General features: G+C 68.6%; 16 protein-coding genes. 2 read left to right on the top strand and 14 right to left on the bottom strand.

The genetic code is table 11. The annotated features are described in order from the left end of the window. Positions 1-21 precede the first annotated feature (21 nt). The 10 genes from JX613_RS09925 to JX613_RS09880 form a co-directional block, all read right to left on the bottom strand. Positions 22-1,677 carry an ABC transporter ATP-binding protein gene (locus JX613_RS09925; protein ID WP_207101346.1) on the bottom strand — a complete coding sequence of 552 codons (1,656 nt, stop codon included), beginning with the start codon at positions 1,675-1,677 and terminating at the stop codon, positions 22-24. Beyond that, positions 1,677-2,525: an ABC transporter permease gene (locus tag JX613_RS09920; protein WP_207101301.1), complete on the bottom strand. Its 849-nt coding sequence runs from the start codon at positions 2,523-2,525 to the stop codon at positions 1,677-1,679. The genes JX613_RS09925 and JX613_RS09920 overlap by 1 nt, the downstream gene beginning before the upstream one ends. Then, positions 2,525-3,484 (bottom strand): ABC transporter permease, encoded by a 960-nt coding sequence (locus JX613_RS09915; RefSeq protein WP_207101300.1) that lies wholly within the window; start codon positions 3,482-3,484, stop codon positions 2,525-2,527. The genes JX613_RS09920 and JX613_RS09915 overlap by 1 nt, the downstream gene beginning before the upstream one ends. Positions 3,485-3,541: 57 nt before the next feature. Beyond that, a complete protein-coding gene (locus JX613_RS09910) occupies positions 3,542-5,155 on the bottom strand; it encodes an ABC transporter substrate-binding protein (protein ID WP_207101299.1) in 1,614 nt (537 codons plus the stop codon). Positions 5,156-5,213: 58 nt separating this feature from the next. Continuing rightward, positions 5,214-5,945 carry an HAD-IA family hydrolase gene (locus JX613_RS09905; protein ID WP_207101298.1) on the bottom strand — a complete coding sequence of 244 codons (732 nt, stop codon included), beginning with the start codon at positions 5,943-5,945 and terminating at the stop codon, positions 5,214-5,216. A 421-nt stretch (positions 5,946-6,366) separates the two neighbouring features. Beyond that, the gene (locus tag JX613_RS09900; protein WP_207101297.1) at positions 6,367-7,278 is read right to left on the bottom strand and encodes a 2-hydroxyacid dehydrogenase; all 912 of its coding nucleotides are present in this window, start codon (positions 7,276-7,278) and stop codon (positions 6,367-6,369) included. Further along, entirely contained in the window at positions 7,278-8,651 is a 1,374-nt protein-coding gene (locus JX613_RS09895; protein ID WP_207101296.1) for an aspartate aminotransferase family protein, read from the bottom strand. Before JX613_RS09895 ends, JX613_RS09900 begins: the two co-directional genes overlap by 1 nt. A gap of 14 nt (positions 8,652-8,665) precedes the next feature. Next, the gene (locus JX613_RS09890) at positions 8,666-9,475 is read right to left on the bottom strand and encodes a GNAT family N-acetyltransferase (protein ID WP_207101295.1); all 810 of its coding nucleotides are present in this window, start codon (positions 9,473-9,475) and stop codon (positions 8,666-8,668) included. 114 nt (positions 9,476-9,589) lie between these two features. Further along, positions 9,590-10,696 carry an acetylornithine deacetylase gene (gene argE / locus JX613_RS09885; protein ID WP_207101294.1) on the bottom strand — a complete coding sequence of 369 codons (1,107 nt, stop codon included), beginning with the start codon at positions 10,694-10,696 and terminating at the stop codon, positions 9,590-9,592. Then, entirely contained in the window at positions 10,680-11,042 is a 363-nt protein-coding gene (locus JX613_RS09880) for a cupin domain-containing protein (RefSeq protein ID WP_207101293.1), read from the bottom strand. The genes argE and JX613_RS09880 overlap by 17 nt, the downstream gene beginning before the upstream one ends. A 195-nt stretch (positions 11,043-11,237) precedes the next feature. On the opposite strand from JX613_RS09880, the gene JX613_RS09875 reads away from it, so the two are divergent. Further along, entirely contained in the window at positions 11,238-11,903 is a 666-nt protein-coding gene (locus JX613_RS09875) for a haloacid dehalogenase type II (protein WP_207101292.1), read from the top strand. Then, positions 11,900-13,183: an FAD-dependent oxidoreductase gene (locus tag JX613_RS09870; RefSeq protein WP_207101291.1), complete on the top strand. Its 1,284-nt coding sequence runs from the start codon at positions 11,900-11,902 to the stop codon at positions 13,181-13,183. Before JX613_RS09875 ends, JX613_RS09870 begins: the two co-directional genes overlap by 4 nt. A gap of 192 nt (positions 13,184-13,375) precedes the next feature. Here the strand turns inward: JX613_RS09870 and JX613_RS09865 are convergent, their stop codons facing one another. The 4 genes from JX613_RS09865 to iolD all read right to left on the bottom strand — a co-directional run bounded on the left by JX613_RS09865 (position 13,376) and on the right by iolD (position 18,069). Beyond that, positions 13,376-14,305: a GNAT family N-acetyltransferase gene (locus JX613_RS09865; protein ID WP_207101290.1), complete on the bottom strand. Its 930-nt coding sequence runs from the start codon at positions 14,303-14,305 to the stop codon at positions 13,376-13,378. 129 nt (positions 14,306-14,434) lie between these two features. After that, positions 14,435-15,241, bottom strand: a complete 807-nt coding sequence (gene iolB, locus JX613_RS09860; RefSeq protein ID WP_207101289.1) for a 5-deoxy-glucuronate isomerase — start codon at positions 15,239-15,241, stop codon at positions 14,435-14,437. 74 nt (positions 15,242-15,315) lie between these two features. Then, positions 15,316-16,227 carry a myo-inosose-2 dehydratase gene (gene iolE / locus JX613_RS09855; protein WP_207101288.1) on the bottom strand — a complete coding sequence of 304 codons (912 nt, stop codon included), beginning with the start codon at positions 16,225-16,227 and terminating at the stop codon, positions 15,316-15,318. 12 nt (positions 16,228-16,239) lie between these two features. Further along, positions 16,240-18,069 (bottom strand): 3D-(3,5/4)-trihydroxycyclohexane-1,2-dione acylhydrolase (decyclizing), encoded by a 1,830-nt coding sequence (gene iolD / locus JX613_RS09850; RefSeq protein WP_207101287.1) that lies wholly within the window; start codon positions 18,067-18,069, stop codon positions 16,240-16,242. Between the last annotated feature and the right edge of the window lie 12 nt (positions 18,070-18,081).

Raw genomic sequence — 18,081 nt, 5'->3', positions numbered from 1 at the left:
GGGGTGGAGTGAAACCCCACCCTACCGCCCTGCGAATTGCGCCAGCAGCGCCGGATCCTGTTCCAGCCCCTTCAGCCAGCCGGTGTCCAGCTTGGGGATCGAGCCGATCAGCAGCCGGGAATAGGGATGGGTCGCGTCCGTGGACATGCGGGCGGCGGGCAGGGCCTCGACCACGCGGCCCTTCAGCATCACCAGAACCTCGTCGCAGATCGCCTCGACCGTGGACAGGTCATGGCTGATGAACATGTAGGACAGGTTCAACTCGCGCTGCAGTTCCTTGAGCAGGTCCAGGATCGCCGCCGCCACCACCGTGTCCAGCGCCGAGGTGATCTCGTCGCACAGGATCAGGTCCGGTTCGGCGGCCAGCGCGCGGGCCAGATTCACGCGCTGCTTCTGCCCGCCCGACAGTTCCGATGGCAGGCGGTGGCGCAGTTGGCCGGGCAGGCGCACCATGTCCAGAAGCTCGATCACCCGCTTGCTGCGCGCAGCCCCTGACATGCCGTGATAGAAGGTCAGGGGGCGGGCCAGGATCGCCTCGATGGATTGGGCGGGGTTCAGCGCGGTGTCGGCCAGTTGGAAAACGATCTGGGCGCGGCGCAACTCGTCCTTGCTGCGGTCCGACAGCGAGGGCGCCAGTTCCTTGCCGTCCAGCAGCAGGTTGCCTCGATAGGCGGGCAGGATCCCGGCGATGGCGCGGGCCAGGGTGGATTTGCCCGATCCCGATTCCCCGATCACGCCCAGGTTGCGGCCCCGTTCCAGCCGGAAGCTGACATCTTCCAGGATCCTCGCCGCAGGCACGCCGTCGCGGATCGCGCCATAGCCCGCGCAGAGGTTCTGCACCTGAAGGATCGGCTCTCGTGTCCCGGCCTGGGCCTCGGGGACATGCGGCACGGGCTCGAAGGCGTCCAGAAGCTGGCGGGTATAGGGATGCGCCGGCGCGTGCAGGATCTGTTCGGTCGGGCCTTCCTCCTGCACCACGCCGTTCTTCAGGACGATGATGCGGTCGGCGATCTGGGCCACCACGGCCAGGTCGTGGCTGACATAGACGCCCGCCATGGCGCCCTTGTCCATGACCGACTTGAAGGCGCGCAGAACCTCGATCTGGGTGGTCACGTCCAGCGCGGTGGTGGGTTCGTCAAAGATCACCAGCGCCGGATCCCCGATCAGCGCCATGGCCGCCGACAGCCGCTGCAACTGCCCGCCCGAGACCTGGTGCGGATAGCGGCTGCCGATATGGTCCGGGTCGGGCAGCGCCAGGGCGCGGAACAGCTGGCGGGCCTTGGCTTCGGCCTGAGGGCGCGGCATCAGCTTGTGGATGGCGGTGATTTCCACCACCTGGTCCATGATGCGCTTGGCAGGGTTGAAGGCCGCCGCCGCCGATTGCGGGACGTATGACACCTCGGTCCCGCGCATGGCGGCGCGCTGGCGTTCGGACATGGCCGTCACGTCGCGGCGGCCCACGCGGATGTGGCCTGCATGGATCTTGCAGCCAGGCCGCGTGTGGCCCATCAGCGACAGGGCGATGGTGGTCTTGCCCGACCCGCTTTCGCCGATCAGGGCCAGGATTTCCCCGGGCGCGATGTCGAAGCTGACACCCTTGATGATCTCGACATCGCGGCCCGAGTCGGTTTTCGCGCCGATCTTCAGGTCGCGGACGGAAACAAGCGGCTGGTCCATCATTCGCTCCGGTCCCTGATGCGCGTGGGCAGGTTGTCGATGAACAGGTTGACCGAGATGGTCAGCGAGGCGATGGCGATCGACGGAAAGATCACCGCAGGCGCGCCCAGCGACAGCCCCTCGATGTTCTCGCGCACCAGCGCACCCCAGTCGGCATTGGGCGGCTGCACGCCAAGGCCCAGGAAGGACAGGCCCGACAGGACCAGCACGATGAAGACAAAGCGCAGCCCCAGGTCGGCCAGCACGGGGCCGAGGATGTTGGGCAGGATCTCTCGCCCGATGATGTGGCCGAAGCCCTCGCCCCGGGCGCGGGCCACGGTGACGAAATCCATGGTGTTGACGTTGACGGCCAGCGCGCGGGCAAAGCGATAGGATCCGGGCAGATACATCGCCGCCAGCGTCAGGATCAGCACCGGGATCGAGGATCCGACGGCGGCCACCACCACCAGCCCGAACAGCAGGTGCGGGATGCCGTTGAAGGCGTCCAGGAACCGCGACAGCAGGGTGTCGAACCAGCCGCCGACCACCGCTGCGATCATGCCCAGGATCACCCCGCCCGCGCAGGCCAGGATCACGGCGGCCAGAGCGATGCCCACGGTATAGCGCGTGCCCATGATGATGCGGGACAGGATATCGCGGCCCAGATAGTCGCTGCCCAGCCAGAACTGCTGGCTCATGGGGCCGAAGTAATCGTAATCGACCATGTCGCCGGGCGGATAGGGGGCGATCCAGGGGCCGATGACCGCGATCACCGCCCAGAACAGGATCACCGCCAGGCCCAGGCGGCCCACGCGGTTGAAGGAATATCCCAGCCGGGCCGGGGTCGGAAGGCGCAGGGCAAGGGACATCAACGGCGCAACCTCGGGTTTGAGAGAAGGGCGATCATGTCGGCCAGCGTGATCAGAGCCAGATAGCTGATGCAGAAGATCATCGCGCAGCTTTGGATCAGGGGCAGGTCGCGGGTGGACACAGCATCGACCATCAGCTTGGCCACGCCCGGATAGTTGAAAACGGTTTCCACGATGATCACGCCGCCGACCAGATAGGACAGCGACAGCGCCACCGCATTGGCTATGGGGCCAAGGGCGTTGGGCAGCGCGTGGCCCAGCACCATCCGCGTGCGGGACGCGCCCTTCAGCAGCGCCATTTCGACATAGGGCGTGTTGATCGTCTCGATCACGGCGGCCCGCGTCATGCGGATCATCTGGGCCGAGACCACGAAGGACAAGGATATGACCGGCATCGCATAGGCGCGCAGCATGTCACCGATGCTGTCCACATTCACGCCGAAGGACAGCGCGGGCAGCCAGTCCAGCCAGACGGCGAAGACCAGCACCGCCAGCGTCGCCACCATGAATTCCGGCACCGAGATCACCGAGATCGTCAGCACCGACACCAGCCGGTCCAGCCAGGATCCGCGCCACATCGCGGCGGCGATGCCCAGACACAGCGCGACCGGCACGCAGACCAGCGTCACGATCCCCGCCAGCCGCAGCGTATTGGCCAGCCGCCCCGACAGCAGGTCCGCGACCGCCATCCTGTTGACATAGGACATGCCCAGGTCGCCCTGCGTCAGCCCGCCCAGCCAGGACAGGAAGCGCCAGATCGCCGGTTCGTCCAGGCCCATGGCGGTGCGCAGGCCGGCCACGGCCTCGGGCGTGGCGGCCTGGCCCAGCAGGATTTCGGCCACGTCGCCGGGCAGAAGCTCGGTCGCGAAGAACACCGCGAAGGACACGATCAGCAGCGTGACCAGCGCGATGCCAAGCCGCTGGCCGACCAGGATCCATGTGGTTGCGGAACGCAGCATGGCGCATCTCCGATCAGGGAAGGGTGCCCCGCGCAGTCCTTGCGCGGGGTCGTGGCATCAGGCCTCCAGCCAGACGTATTCGGCGAAGGCATAGCCCATCTGGCCGCCCAGAGGGTTGGCGCGCATCCCCTTCATCTTGGACGAATGCGCATCGACGTTGGAAATATAGGCGGGGATGATGGTGCCTGCCTCGTTCGCGACCATCTCCTGCATCTCCCAATAGATCGCCTTGCGCTTTTCCTCGTCCAGAAGCCCGCGCGCCTCGACCAGCATCCCGTCGAATTTCTCGGACTTGTACTGGCTTTCGTTCCAGGGCGCGTCGGATGCGTAGAGCAGCGAGAACAGGATGTCCGGCGTGGGACGCGGGTTGATGTTGCCGAAATGGATCGGCGCCTTCAGCCAGTAGTTCGACCAGTAGCCGTCCGAGGGCACGCGCTCGATCTGGAAGGGCATTCCGGCCTCGTTGCCCGCCTGCTGGACGACCATGGCATAGTCGATGGCCGAGTTCGCCGCATCCGAGGTGACGATGGGGATCGCCTGGCCCAGGACGCCCGCCTTCTCGAACAGGGCCTTGGCCTGTTCGGGATCGTAGGGCCGGGGTTTCAGGTTCGGGTTGTGATACTTGTCCATGGGCGAGACGGGCTGGTCGTTCGCGACCTCTCCCAAGCCGCGCAGGACGCCGTTCACCATGGCCTCGCGGTTCATCAGGTATTTCATGCCCTCGACGAAGCCCGCCTTGCTGCCCGGATCCATGTCCAGGCGGATGTTCAGGTTCGTGTAGTTCCCCCCGGTCGAGATCGAGGTAGTGATGTGGTCCTGCCCCTCGACCATGCGCATGGACCGGGGGTTGATCGCGGCGGCCAGGTGGATGTCGCCCGACAGGACCGCGTTGACGCGCGCGTTGTTGTCCGAGATGGCGAAGTATTCAAAGCTGTCCAGATACGGCCCGCTGTCCTTGAAATAGTTCGGGTTGCGCGTGCCGATTGACCGGACACCAGGTTCAAAGGTCTCGCAGACAAAGGCGCCGGTGCCGTTGGCCTTGCTGAAATCGCTCGTGCCCTCGGCCAGGATCATGAAGTGGTGCAAGGACAGGATGGTGGGCAGGTCGGCATTGGCGGCGGCCAGCACGATGCTGACGGTGCGGTCGTCCACGGCGGTGATTTCCGCCATCTGTTCGGCGATGGCAGCGGCTTTCGATCCTACCGCCGGATCCAGGTGGCGCTTCAGCGACCAGACCACGTCGGACGCGGTCAGGGTCTTGCCGTCGTGGAAGGTCACGCCGGGCTTCAGGATGATCTGCCAGGTCTTGGCGTCCGTCGTCTCGATGGTGTCGGCCAGCTCCATCTTCACCACGCCGCCTTCGTCCAGGAAGGTCAGGCGGTTATAAAAGGCGCAGCAGCGGGTATAGTCGGTCGAGAGCGACGCCTTGGCCGGGTCCAGCGTGTCGGCGGTCGATGCCGACCAGCCCGCGGCCTTCAGGTGCCCGCCCGTCACCGGGGTTTGCGCCACCGCCTGGCCCGCGCGCAGCAGCAAGGATCCGCCCGCCGACAGCGCCACGCCGGACGCCATTAGCATCTTGAGCAGTTCCCGGCGCGAGGCACCCCGGCGGATCGCGGCTTCCACCATCGCGTCGTCGCGGCCGGTCCAGTTGGTCGGTTTGAGGTCTTTCATGTCATCTTCCCTGTTGTCAGGCCCGGCGGCTCTCTCGGTCGCTCAGGGGCGGGTGAAGTCAGTTGCCGAAGGCCTTGTCGGCCGCTTCGGCGAGGTCGATCAGCGCGTGGAAGTGGTAATCGGGTTCGGTGAACTGGGCCGGTTCGATGGTGCCGCCGTATCCCTGTTGCGCATGGCGGCGCTGGATCCAGGCGTTCGTCATGCCCAGTTGGCGCGAAATGCCGATGTCGTGGTATTGGCTTTGCGCGGTGTGCAGGATGTCGTCCTTGCTGCCGCCGTCCTGTTCCACGAAGTCGAAGACCTGGTGGAAAAAGGCCGGGTCGGGCTTTTCGGTGCCGGTGTCGTCGGTGGTGAAGCTGGCCCAGAAGGGATTGCCCAGCTTCGCCTCGTATTTCTCGAAGGCCCAGCGGCGGGCATTGGTCATGGCGATCAGCTTGTAGCGCGCCTTGAGCCGCGCCATGGCCTGCACGCTGTCGGGGAAGGGCTGCGCCTCGCCCACGGCGTCGATCATGAACCGGCGGTTTTCCGGGGTGTCGGGAAGGCCGGTGGCGGCCGCGATCTGGGCGTAGCAGCGGCCCAGGTCGTCGGGGAAGCGCAGCGCATCGGGCTGATAGCGGGCGTTGCGATAGAGGGCCAGCGCGGCCTCTCCGTCCACGGTCATGCCCGCGTCGGCGGCGATCTTTTGCAGCGCGCCGGTGATCGCGCCCTCGAAGTCGATCAGGGTGCCCACCACGTCGAAGGTGACATAGGAAAAGCGGTCCAGGGGTTTCGCCGCCGTCAGGGTGGCCATGGGAACTTCCTTTCGCAGGTGCCGCAGAGTGTGCGGCGGTCAGGTCGGCGGAAGCGCGGGCGTCGTCATCCCGTCGCATCCAGATTGCGTCATCCGGGGTTTGCAAAACGCCGAAACATGGGGGCGGCGCAGCAGATTCTTTCGTATCGGGGCACCGCGCGGCATATCGCGCGAGTCCGCGCCCAGGGTGCCCGGCACGGGCGGGATCAGGAAAGGCATCGCGTTTCCCCTGCCCACCGCGCGAGGGTGCAACCAGAGACGGCGCAGCCCCGCGACCACGGAAGGCCAGCGCCCGCCGGGGGCGGGGCGGGTGCTGGCCGAGCCTTTGAGGCCCGGCGGTTCTGGTGGCCATGTCATCAGGCGGCGAAGGCGATGGCCTTCGCCAATCGGCGCGATGGTCCTGCGGCAGGAATCAGTCATCTCAATATCCCCGGCTGCGGTCCACCAGGCCCGGCACGGGCTGGCCATCGCGATCGGCACGGATCACGGCAAGGGCATGGCGCGCGCCCTCGGCGGCATCGGTATGGGCGGCGACATGCGGGGTGATCAGCACGCGCGGGTCCGTCCAGGCCCAGTGGTCGGCGGGCAGGGGCTCGGGGTCGGTCACGTCCAGCATGGCGGCGGACAGGCGGCCGCTGTCGAGCGCCCGGCGCAGCGCGTCCATGTCCAGTTGCGCGCCGCGCCCGGCCTGGACCAGACCCGCCCCGGCGGGCAGGCGGGCCAGAAAGGCGTCGTTCATCATCCTCCGCGTCCGGTCCGTCAGGGGCAGCAGGCAGACCAGGATGTCCGCCCCGGCCAGGAAATCGTCCAGCCGATCCGCGCCGAAGACCGCGACGCCCTCCACCGGCGCGCCCGAACGGCTGTAGCCCGCGACCGAAAAGCCCAGGGCACCTAGGCTTTCCGCCGCCAGCCGCCCGATCCGGCCCATGCCCATGATCCCCACCCGGCGGGACCGGGCCAGCCGGGCCGGGCGCGGCTGCCATGCACCGCGCGCGGCATCCTCCAGATAGGCGGGCAGGTCGCGGTGCAGGGCCAGCACCGCCATGACCACCCAATCGCGGACCATCGCCTCGATCCCCGGCGCGAGGGTGCGCGACAGGGCCACGCCCGGGGGCAGCGGCGGGAAATGGTCGGTGCCCGCGCCCACGCAGATCACCGTGCGCAGGTTGGGATAGCGCGCCAGGTCGGCGGGCGGGGTCCAGCAGGCCAGGTGCGTGACAAGGGCGGGGTCGGTGACGCCCGCCTCGTCCGCGATGAAGCCCTCGCCCGCATCGGCGAAGATGCGCCCCCAGACGGCCCCGCGTTCGGGCGTCGAATGCAGCAGCAGCGCCATCAGCGCAGGACCGCGCGGATCTCGGGATCCTCCAGCGTCAGGTCCAGGACAGCGCGGGTGCGTTCGACAATGGCGTCGATCTGATCCTCCGTGCAGCAGAGCGGCGGGGCATAGCCGAAGATGCCTTGCGCAAAGGACCGCACGATCAGCCCTTGGTCCCATGCGCGGTCGAACAGCCGCGTGGCAGGCTGGATGGCAGGCGGCAGCGGGGTCTTGGCGTCCTTGTCCACGACCAGTTCGACGGCCGCCAGCATCCCCCTGCCCCGCACGTCGCCTACCAGCGGGTGATCGCGCAGGCTTTCCAGCCCCGCCTGCAACCGCGCCCCCGCGCGGCGGCCATTCTCCAGCAACCCCCCTTCGTAAAGCGCCAGCACCTCCAGCGCGACGGCGGCCGAGACGGGATGGGCGGAATAGGTGAAGCCGTGCCCGATGGCCTTGGCCCCCGCCCCGTCGGCCAGCGTTTCATAGACATGATCGCGCATGAAGACCGCGCCCATCGGCACATAGCCCGAGGTCAGGCCCTTGGCCGTGGTCATCAGGTCGGGGACGATGCCCTCGTCCTGACAGGCGAACAGCGGGCCGGTGCGGCCAAAGCCGGTGATGACCTCGTCGGCGACGAACAGCACGTCGTATCCGGCGCAAAGGTCGCGCATCGCCTTGATCCAGCCGGGGGGCGGAACCAGCACGCCGCCGGACCCCTGGATCGGCTCGACATAGAAGGCGGCGACGCGGTCGGGGCCGATGGCCTCGATCTTGGCCCGCAGTTCCGCGACCGAGGCATCGATCACCGCCTGCGAGTCTGTGCCCACCGGGTTGCGATAAAGATAATGGGACGAAATCTTGTGCTGCCAGTCATAGGGCGCGCCGAACCCGTCGTGGAACAGCGGCAGCGCGGTCAGTCCCGCGCCCATGGTCGTGGACCCGTGATAGCCGTTCGCGACCGAGATGAACTGGTCGCGCCCCGGCTGGCCCTTGGCGTGCCAGTAATAACGGATGAAGCGGATCGTGCTGTCCACCGCGTCCGACCCGCCCAGCGTGAAATACACGTGGTTCAGATCGCCGGGTGCGCGTTCGGCCAGCGCGGCGGCCAGGCGGATCGGGGCCTCGGCCCCAAGGTCGAAATAGCCGGTGGCATAGGGCAGCTTGCGCATCTGGTCGGCTGCGGCCTCGACGATGCTTTCGTGGCCATAGCCCGCGTTCACGCACCACAGGCCCGCGAAGCCGTCGATCAGGGTCCGGCCCTCGGCATCGGTGACGGTCGCGCCCTGCCCGCCGGTCAGGATGCGCACGCCGCGCGCCTCATGCCCGCGGAAGGAGGAAACCGGGTGGATCAGGTGCCGGCGGTCAAGCTCGACAAGGGAATTGCTCAGCATTTTCTTCTCCGGGTTCAGCCAAGGGCCTGCGAGATCAGGGCAAAGGTCGTGGGATCGGGGGTCTGCGGGTTGCGGACCATGGCGGTGCCGCCGCCCACGGGGGCAAGGCCCAGGCGGGCGGCCAGCGGCTCCAATCCCTGCCCTGCGCGCAGGTCGGCGCGCAGGAAGGTGCCCTCGCAGCGGCGCGCGGCATCCGTCAGCATGGCGCGGGCGGTGGCGGTGTCGGGGGCGGTGATGGGGCCGACGACGCGGCCCCGTCCGAAGTCGCGCAGCAGGGCGAAGCCGGTGTTGCAGATCAGAACCTCGCCTTCGGCGGCAATGGCGCGCAGCAGGGGCGCGCGGTCCATGCCGCTGGCGGCGCGGTCGGTCGGGGCCAAGCGGTCGATATCGGCGGAGGTGCCGGTCGTCACGGGCAGGTCCGGCGCTGCTGCGGTCGCGATGCCTTGGTGCTGCACGATCTGCCCGGTGGCGTGGAAGCCCAGCTTTTCGTAAAGCGGCAGCCCGTCGGTGGTGGCGACCAGCCGCATTTCCCGGTCCCCGGCCAAGGCGATGATGGCATCCATCAGCGTGCGGCCTAGGCCACGCCCGCGCATCGCCTCATCGACGATGATCATGTTCAGGGTGGCGACCGGGCCGAAGGGCGAACACAGCGCCGTGCCGACCACGCGATCCCCGTCCAGCGCCACGACCCCTTGCGAGACCGACAGCGTCAGCGCCCAGTCCTGTTGCCGGTGGGGCCAGCCCGCCTGCCGGGACAGGCGCAGCGCCTGCGGCAGATGGGCGGGGGTAAAGGCGGCAAGCGCGGGGGTCGTGGTGGTGGTCATCGGTTCATCCTTGTTGCGGTTATCCTGCCACGGGCGCGCCCCCGGGATCACCGATCTGGCCGGTGCGCGCGGCATGTCCTGCGGATCGCATGGGCGGTGCCGCAGAAAATGCCGTCACGGGCAAAGCCCTTGCCCCAGGCGGCGGATCAGGGCGCAGCAATCATCCAGTTCGCCCGTTGTCAGGTATTCCTCGGGGCGGTGCGCGCGGGCGATGTCGCCGGGGCCGCAGATGATCGCGGGGATCCCGGCCCCTTGGTAAAGCCCGGCCTCGGTCCCATAGCTGACGGCGCCCAGGGGGGTGGCGCCGGTCAGGTCGGCCATCAGCCGCGCCAGCGGGTGATCGGGGTCCAAGGCCAGCGCGGGATAGGAGGACAGCCAGTCCACCGCCAGCCCCTGCGCCGCCGCGACGACCGGAGCCAGGATCGCCTTGGGATCGACGCCCTGGATGGCGCGGGCCTCGATCTGCGCCTCGGCATGGTCGGGGATGATGTTGACGGCCTGCCCGCCCGTGACCGTGCCGATCTGAAGGCTGGACCAGGGCGGCGCGAAGCGCGCGTCCCGGGGCCCCGATTGCAGCACCACGGCCTGCGCCGCCGCCGCGTTCAGCGCGGGCAGCAGCGCATGAATGGCGTTCACCCCCAGGTCGGGGCGCGAGCTATGCCCCGCCACGCCCGACGCCGCCAGCCGCAGCGCCGCCTTGCCCTTGTGGGCCAAGACCGGCACCAGGCCGGACGGCTCTCCGATGATCGCCCCCAAGGGCGGGGCGCAAAGACCCGGCAGCGCCGCCAGCAGATGCGGCACCCCCCGGCAGCCCGCTTCCTCGTCATAGGACAGCGCGATGTGGATCGGCGCGGACAGCGGCATGGCGGCCAGTTCGGGCACCATGGCCAGGGCGGCCGCGACAAAGCCCTTCATGTCGCAGGCCCCGCGTCCGATCAGGCGGTCCCCATGGCTGCGCAGCATGAAGGGATCGCCCTGCCAGCCGGGTTCCCCCGCCGGGACCACGTCGAGGTGGCCCGACAGGACGTAACCCGCGCGCGAGGGATCCCCGATGGTGGCGAACAGGTTCCAGCGGTCGCCCTCGGGTCCGGGGATCAGGGCGGGTTCCACCCCGTACCCGCGCAGGTAATCCTGCACGAACGCAATGATCGCGCCGTTCGGGCCGCCCACGACGCTGGGAAAGCCCACCAGCCGGGCCAGCAGGTCAGTCGGCGAAGACATAGATCTTGCGCACGGTTTCGACCGTCTTCCAGGTGCCCTTGAAGCCCGGCTTCATCAGGAAGCTGTCGCCTGCGGCAAACCGGCGCGTCTCGCCGCCGTCCTCGGTCAGGTCAACGACGCCAGACAGGATATGGCAGAATTCCAGCGCCTCGCCCTTGGCGGACCGGGTGGTGCCGGGGGTGGCTTCCCAGATGCCGGTGCGGATCTTGGTCCAGTTGCCCAGCGGCACCTCGTCCAGGGCCCAGGTCTTGAAGGCGGGCGCGCCGGCGATCAGCTTGTCAGCGGCGGCCACATCCTCGTGCGGGGCAAAGGCGGGGGCGGTGTCGATGGGGGTCAGCAGCGTCATGGCGGTTCCTTTCCTTGGTTGCCGCCAGATTGGCCCGCTCCACAGCGGCTCGGGCACCGTTGTCGCGGCGCAGGCGGCACGGCCTGCCGTCCGTCGCGGGATTTTCGCAATCTCCTGCCGTCAGGCGGGCGACTGCCGCACACCCCGCCGCCCCGGTGCGTCCAAGATGGGAAAAACCGACCCGCAGGAGGCCCCATGGCGCAGCGCCCGAAATTCATCACCTTCGATTGCCACGGCACGATGATCTTCTTCGACATGGCGGGCGCCGCGCGCGACCATTACGGCGCCCAGCTGTCCGGCCCCCGGATGGAGAAGTTCATCGCCAATTTTGCGGCCTACCGCCTGGACGAGGTTCTGGGCGTCTGGAAACCCTATGCCGAGGTCGTCCACAACGCGCTGGAACGCACCTGCAAGCGCAACGGCCTGGCCTTCGATCCGGCGGTGGCCGCCGACATCTATGACCGCGTGCCGACCTGGGGTCCGAACCTGGACGTGCCCGCGGGCCTTCAGCGCATCGCCGGAAAGATCCCGCTGGTGGCGCTGACCAATTCCATGAACGACCAGATCCCCCACAACATCGCCAGGCTGGGCGCGCCCATCGACCATGTGTTCACGGCGGAAAGCGCCGGCGCCTACAAGCCCCGGATGCGCGCCTTTGAATACATGTTCGACCAGCTTGGCTGCGGACCCGAGGACGTGCTGCATGTGTCCTCGTCCTTCCGCTATGACCTGATGACCGCCCATGACATCGGCATCCGCAACAAGGTCTGGGTGAACCGGGGCCACGAACCCGCGAACCCCCATTACGGCTATACCGAGGTCCGCGACATCTCGGGCCTGGCCGAGGTGGTGGGGCTGTGACCCGCCACGCATCCTATTGGCAGGACGGCGTGGCCCCCTTTGCCGGGGCCGAGGCCGGGCCGGTCGAGGGCCGCTTCGACGTGGCCGTGATCGGCGGCGGCTTCACCGGGCTGAACGCCGCCCGCAGCCTGGCCAGGGCTGGCGTCAGCGTGGCCCTGCTGGAGGCCGAGACCGTCGGCTGGGGCGCCTCGGGGCGCAATGGCGGGCACCTGAACAACGGCATCGCCCATGGCTATGGCGACGCCAAGGCGCATCTGGGGACGGAACGCGCGCATGCGCTTTACCGCGCCTATGACCGATCCATCGACATGATCGAGCAGATCGTGGCCGAGGAAAACATCGCCTGCGATTTCCGCCGCTCGGGCAAGCTGAAGCTGGCGTCCAAGGCAAGCCATGTCGCGGGCCTGCGCGCGAATTTCGACCTGATCCATGCCGAGGTCGACCCCGACACCCGCTGGCTGGACCGCGCCGACCTGGCGGGCGAGGTCGGGTCGGACAGCTTCCACGGCGCGATGCTGTATGAGAAATCCGCGATGATCCATATGGGCCGCTATGCCCAAGGGCTGGCCGGGGCGGCGGCGCGGCACGGCGCGCGGATCTGGGAAGGCGCACCCATGACGGGGCGGGCCAGGGCAGCCAGGGGGTGGGACTTGCAGACCCCGCGCGGGCGGCTTGTGGCGGATCGGGTGATTGTCGCCACCGGGGCCTATGGCACCACGGCGCCCTTGCGGCATTTCCGGCGGCGCATCATCTCGGTCGGGTCGTTCATCATCGCGACGCGGCCCCTGACAAAGGCCGAGGTCGCGGCCACCCTGCCCGGCGACCGGACCTGCGTCACGTCCATGAACATCGGCAACTATTTCCGCCTGTCGCCCGACCGGCGGCTGATCTTTGGCGGGCGGGCGCGGTTCTCGGCCCGGTCGGACCAGAAGGCGGACGCGAAGTCGGGGGCGATCCTGCGCCGGTCCATGACGGCGATCTTTCCGCATCTGGCCGATGTGCCGGTGGATTACTGCTGGGGCGGGCTGGTGGACATGACCAAGGACCGCTTCCCCCGCGCGGGCGAGGTGGACGGCATGATCTATGGCATGGGCTATTCCGGGCACGGCGCGCAGATGTCCACGCTGATCGGGCAGGTGCTGGCGGATCTGGCGATGGGACGGCGCGGCACGAACCCGCTGGAGGGACTGCACTGGCCCGCGATCCCGGCGCACAGCGGCAAGCCCTGGTTCCTGCCGCTGGTGGGGTTGTGGTTCGGGTTGAAGGACCGGCTGTCGTAACGGCGCGTGGCGGGGTGGAACCCCACCCCATCTTGATTGGCGAAGGCCATCGCCTTCGCCACGTCGCGGCCTATCCTTCCCGCACCGCCGGGCCTCTCGTGGTCTGGGATTGCGCCGTCCTTGCGTCGCACCATCAGATAAAGGCGGGGGAAACGGACAGGTTTCCTGATCACGCCCGTTCGGTCGAAACCCCTACCCCAGCGAATGCGAGGCCAGGCCATAGATCACGGCCCCTTCCGTCGCGCGGCGATGGGGGCCGATGCGCATCTCGGTCACGGTATCGAAGGCCGCCAGCCCGGCATCGGCCAGGAAGGACAGGAAGCCCTCGCTGTTCACCGGCGTGTCAAGGCGCGTGAAGGTGCCCGCATTGGCGCGGATCAGCGGCGAGACCAGCGCCATCGCCATTGCGTCATCCTCGGCCACGACCGGGCCGATCACCACGCCCTTGCCGAAGTCGCGCTGCAAGGCAAAGCCGCAGACCGCCCCGTCCCGCAGCGCCACGGTGCCGGTGGACAAGGCCAGCAGCCCGTCCAGCACCCGCGCCCGCACCGCACCATAGGCCGCCGCATCCAGCGCCCGCAGCGCCGCCTTGTCCCCCGGTTCCAGGCTGCGGACCCGCAACCCCGTCGCCTGCACCGGCTCAACCGCCCGCGCGATCCCCTGCTGCTGGTGAATGACGCCCACCGGCAGGAACCCCGCCGCGGCATAAAGCCGGTATCCCGACCGCGTCGCGCTCAGCCGCAGGTCGCGGCCCGCGCAATCGGCCAGCACGCGCTGCAATAGCCACTTGCCCGCCCCCCGCGCCTGCAAGCGCGGCACCGTGACCATCATCCCCAGCATGGCGAAATCCGCCCCCATCGGGAAATACATGGCCGATCCGACCGGGCGGCCGATCTCGTCGGTGGCCAGATAGCCCTGGCCCAGCGACAGGAACAGATCAAGGTCACGGGCCCGGTGCGGCCACAACACCCCCACCGTCAGTTCGTGCAGCAACTGCCGCTGCGCCATGCCCAGCGGTTGGGCCGAGGTGTCATAGGCGTCGATCCGCAGATGCGGCGCCGGGCCGCGATCACCCGCCGCCATGCCCGCACCCGGCGGCAAACCCGCTTTGTCCTGACCCATCCCGACCCCCCCTGCTGTGGCGCATTCGCGGCCAGTATGCCCGGGGGCCCTCGCCATTTGGTGCCGTATCGGGGTCTTCCCGACGAAGATCGTGCCGCTGCAGGCTCCGGGAAGGCGAGTTCCGCGTCCTTATCCGTCCCTTTCGATCACGCTTTCGACCTCGGGCGCGGGGACGAAGCGCCAAGCCCTGCGCGGCCCTGCCATGACGTTGAGGTAGTAAAGCTCGAACCCGTGGGGCGCGCCGCAGGGATGGTGGCCGCGCGGCACCAGCACCACGTCGCCGTCGCGCACGGCCATGGTTTCGTCCAGCGACCCGTCGTCGGTATAGACGCGCTGGACGGCCCAGCCATCCTTGGGGTTCAGGCGGTGGTAATAGGTTTCCTCCAGATAGGTGATGCGGGGGAAGTCGTCCTCGTCATGGCGGTGGGAGGGGTAGGAGGACCAGTTGCCCGCCGGCGTGAAGACCTCGGTCACCAGCAGGCTGTCGCAGACATCCTCGGCCTCCATTGCGATGTTGTTGATCCAGCGGGTGTTGGGGCCCTTGCCCCGCTGTGTCAGCGTGATGCCGTCCGGGCCGATCCGGCGCGCCCCATGGCCGCCCCTGCCCGGTGCGGTGCAGACGGCGATGGTGCAGTCGGTTGCGGCCTCGGCGCGCCAGTCCTGGCCGTTCGGGACATAGAGGCAATGCGGCGGGGTCTTCTCGAAGACATCCATGCGTTCGCCCAGGGTGCCCCAGTCCTGGCCTGCCGCCTCGATGCGGGCCTTGCCCTCGACCATCACCAGCATCGCCTCTGTCCCACCGGTCGCTTCCGCCGCCGTCTCGCCCGCGCGCAGCCGGTAGAGCGAAAAGCCGACATAGCGCCAGCCCGCCGACTGGGGCGTGATCTGGTGCACCTTGCCATGGGTGCCGAAGGGTCTGCGAAGAAGATGGCTCATCGGGCGGCTCCTGCTTTGGACGTTAAATATCCCACGGGGGTCCGGGGGTGTGAAACCCCCGGCCTTCGCCGCCGTCAGGCGGCCGCCGCCCGGTCCAGTCCCGCCTCGGCTGCGGCGGCCTTCAGCGCCTTCAACCCCATGGACTGGTATTCCAGCGGGTTGCGCAGCGCGGGATCCTGCTCGGCCTCGATCACCAGCCAGCCGTCATAGCCCACATCTGCAAGGATACGCAGCAGCGGCACGAAGTCGATGGCCCCTTCCGGGTCGCCCGGCACGGTGAAGGCCCCGGCCAGCACGCCTTGCAGGAAGGACAGGTTCTCGGCCCGCACCCGCTGCGTGATGTCCCGGCGGATGTTCTTGGCGTGGAAATGCGCGACGCGGGCGGCGTGGCGGCGCAAGACCGCGACCGGATCGCCGCCACCGAAGGCGCAATGGCCCGCGTCGAACAGCAGATGCGTGGCGGGGCCAGTCGCGGCCATGAAGGCGTCGATCTCCTCGGGGCTTTCCACAACCGTGCCCATGTGGTGGTGATAGGCCAGCGTGATGCCCTGCGAGGCCAGGTATGCCGCGAAGGCCTCGACCTTGGCGCCGAACGCGGCCATCTCCTCCGCCGTCAGGCGCGGACGGTCGTTCACCGGCACATCGGGATCGCCATGCACGGTGTTGGAACATTCGCAGACGATGCAGACCGCGCAGCCATTGGCCTTCAGCTTGGCCAGATGCGGCTGGACGGCGGCGATCTCGTCCTCGACGCTGCCCACCAGCAGGTTGGTCGAATACCAGCCCGAGATGAAGGCCAGGCCATACTGCCCCAGCAGCGCCTTCAAGGCCTGCGGGTCGTGGGGCCAGCGGTGGCCGTTCTCGATGCCGTCAAAGCCGATCACCCGGCCCGCCTCGTGCAGGATCTGCTCGGTCGGGATATGGGCGCCGATGGTCTGGTCGTCGTCGTTGGCCCAGGCGATCGGGTTGGTGCCATAGCGGATCATGGGTGCATCCCTTCAGTTCACCAGCCGCGCGCGGGCGGCGTTTTCCAAGTATGTCCTATAGGCCTCGCGCAGGCGGTTCGTGCCGCCCACGGCGGGCACGGCCACGTCCCACCAGTGGCCAGCATCGCCGAAACCCGGGCCGTCCTTGGCGGTGGTGTCGATGACGATCACCGTGGGGACGCTTCGCCCCCGAGCGGCGGCGATCTGCGCTTCCAGATCGGCGATACCCCCGGCCTTGACCGCGTGCGCGCCCATGGACCCCGCATGGGCCACATAGTCGATGCGCGGCTGGTCGGCCACGTTGCAATCTTCATACAGGTTGTTGAAGGGCACGCCGCCGCAGACCTGCTGCAGGCGGTTGATGCAGCCGTAACCCCGGTTGTCGGTCAGCACCACGGTAAAGGGCACCCGCCGCATCACCGCCGTCGCCAGTTCCGAGTTCGCCATCATGTAGCTGCCGTCGCCCACGAAGCAGATCACCTCGCGGTCGGGGCAGGCCAGCTTGATCCCCATCGCGCCCGCGACTTCGTAGCCCATGCAGGAATAGCCGTATTCCATGTGGTATCCGCCCTGCGCGGGCTGCCACAGCAGCTTCAGCGCGCCGGGCATGGTGCCTGCCGCGCACATGGCAATGGCCTGGGGTGCTGCACGCTGCACCGCGCCGATCACCTGGGCATCAGAGGGCAGGTCGTTGCTGTCGCCGGGCGCGGCGCAATGGGCATCGACGGCGGCCAGCCAGGCGGCGCGCGGGGCGGGATCGAAAGCCGCCTTGTGATCGCCCAGCATGGCCGTCAGCTTTTCCAGCGCCACGCGGGCGTCAGACACCAGGGGCTCTGCCCCGTGCTTGGCCGCGTCATAGCCGTGGACGTTGATCGACACCAGCTTCGCCCCTGCCGCGAACAGGGTCCGCGAGCCGGTGGTGAAGTCCTGCAACCGCGTGCCGACCCCGATCACCAGATCCGCATCCCGCAGCACGGCGTTCGCCGCCGCCGATCCGTCCACGCCCGAGGCGCCCAGGTTCATCGGGTCCGCCTGCGCCAGGGCCGACTTGCCCGCCTGCGTCTCGGCCACCGGGATGCCGTGGCGGGTGGCAAAGGCCGACAGCGTGGCCTCGGCCCCGGAATAGATCACCCCGCCCCCCGCGACGATCGCGGGGCGCCGGGCGGCGCGGATCAGATCCGCCACCCGGGCCAGTTCCCCCGCATCGGGTTCGGGGCGGCGGATGCGCCAGACCTTCGGTTCAAAGAACGCCTCGGGCCAGTCGTATGCTTCCGCCTGGGTGTCCTGGCAGAAGGCCAGGCACACCGGCCCGCAGTTCGCCGGATCGGTCATCACCCGCAGCGCGCGGGGCAGCGCGGTCAGCAGTTGCTCGGGGCGCTGGATGCGGTCGAAATAGCGCACCACCGGGCGGAAGCAGTCGTTGGCGCTGACCGTGCCGTCATCGAAATCCTCGACCTGTTGCAGCACCGGATCGGGGCGGCGGCTGGCAAAGACATCGCCCGCGATCAGCAGCACAGGCAAACGGTTCACATGCGCCAGCGCCGCCGCCGTCACCATGTTCGTGGCCCCCGGCCCGATGGAGCTTGTCACCGCATGGGCGCGGCGGCGCCTCGATGCCTTGGCGAAGGCGATGGCCGCGTGCGCCATGGTCTGTTCGTTCTGGCCCCGCCAGGTCGGGAAGGCGTCGCCGATCCCGTGCAGCGCCTCGCCGATGCCCGCCACGTTGCCGTGGCCGAAGATGGCCCAGCATCCCTCGATGAACCGCTCGCCGTCCTCGGTCATCTGCACCGACAGCCAGCGCACCATCGCCTGCGCCGCGGTCAGCCTGATCGTTCCGCTCATCCTTGCCTCTCC

The sequence above is a fragment of the Paracoccus shandongensis genome (assembly GCF_017315735.1).
GTDB lineage: Bacteria > Pseudomonadota > Alphaproteobacteria > Rhodobacterales > Rhodobacteraceae > Paracoccus > Paracoccus shandongensis.
Note: the sequence above shows the minus strand (reverse complement) of the source record. Positions and strands in the feature narration are given on the sequence as shown.

Excerpts from the sequence above, each read along its gene's own strand:
- JX613_RS09925 (WP_207101346.1), bottom strand. The coding sequence starts at position 1,677 with ATGGACCAGCCGCTTGTTTCCGTCCGCGACCTGAAGATCGGCGCGAAA.
- JX613_RS09920 (WP_207101301.1), bottom strand. The coding sequence starts at position 2,525 with ATGTCCCTTGCCCTGCGCCTTCCGACCCCGGCCCGGCTGGGATATTCC.
- JX613_RS09915 (WP_207101300.1), bottom strand. The coding sequence starts at position 3,484 with ATGCTGCGTTCCGCAACCACATGGATCCTGGTCGGCCAGCGGCTTGGC.
- JX613_RS09910 (WP_207101299.1), bottom strand. The coding sequence starts at position 5,155 with ATGAAAGACCTCAAACCGACCAACTGGACCGGCCGCGACGACGCGATG.
- JX613_RS09905 (WP_207101298.1), bottom strand. The coding sequence starts at position 5,945 with ATGGCCACCCTGACGGCGGCGAAACCCCTGGACCGCTTTTCCTATGTC.
- JX613_RS09900 (WP_207101297.1), bottom strand. The coding sequence starts at position 7,278 with ATGGCGCTGCTGCTGCATTCGACGCCCGAACGCGGGGCCGTCTGGGGG.
- JX613_RS09895 (WP_207101296.1), bottom strand. The coding sequence starts at position 8,651 with ATGCTGAGCAATTCCCTTGTCGAGCTTGACCGCCGGCACCTGATCCAC.
- JX613_RS09890 (WP_207101295.1), bottom strand. The coding sequence starts at position 9,475 with ATGACCACCACCACGACCCCCGCGCTTGCCGCCTTTACCCCCGCCCAT.
- argE (WP_207101294.1), bottom strand. The coding sequence starts at position 10,696 with ATGTCTTCGCCGACTGACCTGCTGGCCCGGCTGGTGGGCTTTCCCAGC.
- JX613_RS09880 (WP_207101293.1), bottom strand. The coding sequence starts at position 11,042 with ATGACGCTGCTGACCCCCATCGACACCGCCCCCGCCTTTGCCCCGCAC.
- JX613_RS09875 (WP_207101292.1), top strand. The coding sequence starts at position 11,238 with ATGGCGCAGCGCCCGAAATTCATCACCTTCGATTGCCACGGCACGATG.
- JX613_RS09865 (WP_207101290.1), bottom strand. The coding sequence starts at position 14,305 with ATGGGTCAGGACAAAGCGGGTTTGCCGCCGGGTGCGGGCATGGCGGCG.
- iolB (WP_207101289.1), bottom strand. The coding sequence starts at position 15,241 with ATGAGCCATCTTCTTCGCAGACCCTTCGGCACCCATGGCAAGGTGCAC.
- iolE (WP_207101288.1), bottom strand. The coding sequence starts at position 16,227 with ATGATCCGCTATGGCACCAACCCGATCGCCTGGGCCAACGACGACGAC.
- iolD (WP_207101287.1), bottom strand. The coding sequence starts at position 18,069 with ATGAGCGGAACGATCAGGCTGACCGCGGCGCAGGCGATGGTGCGCTGG.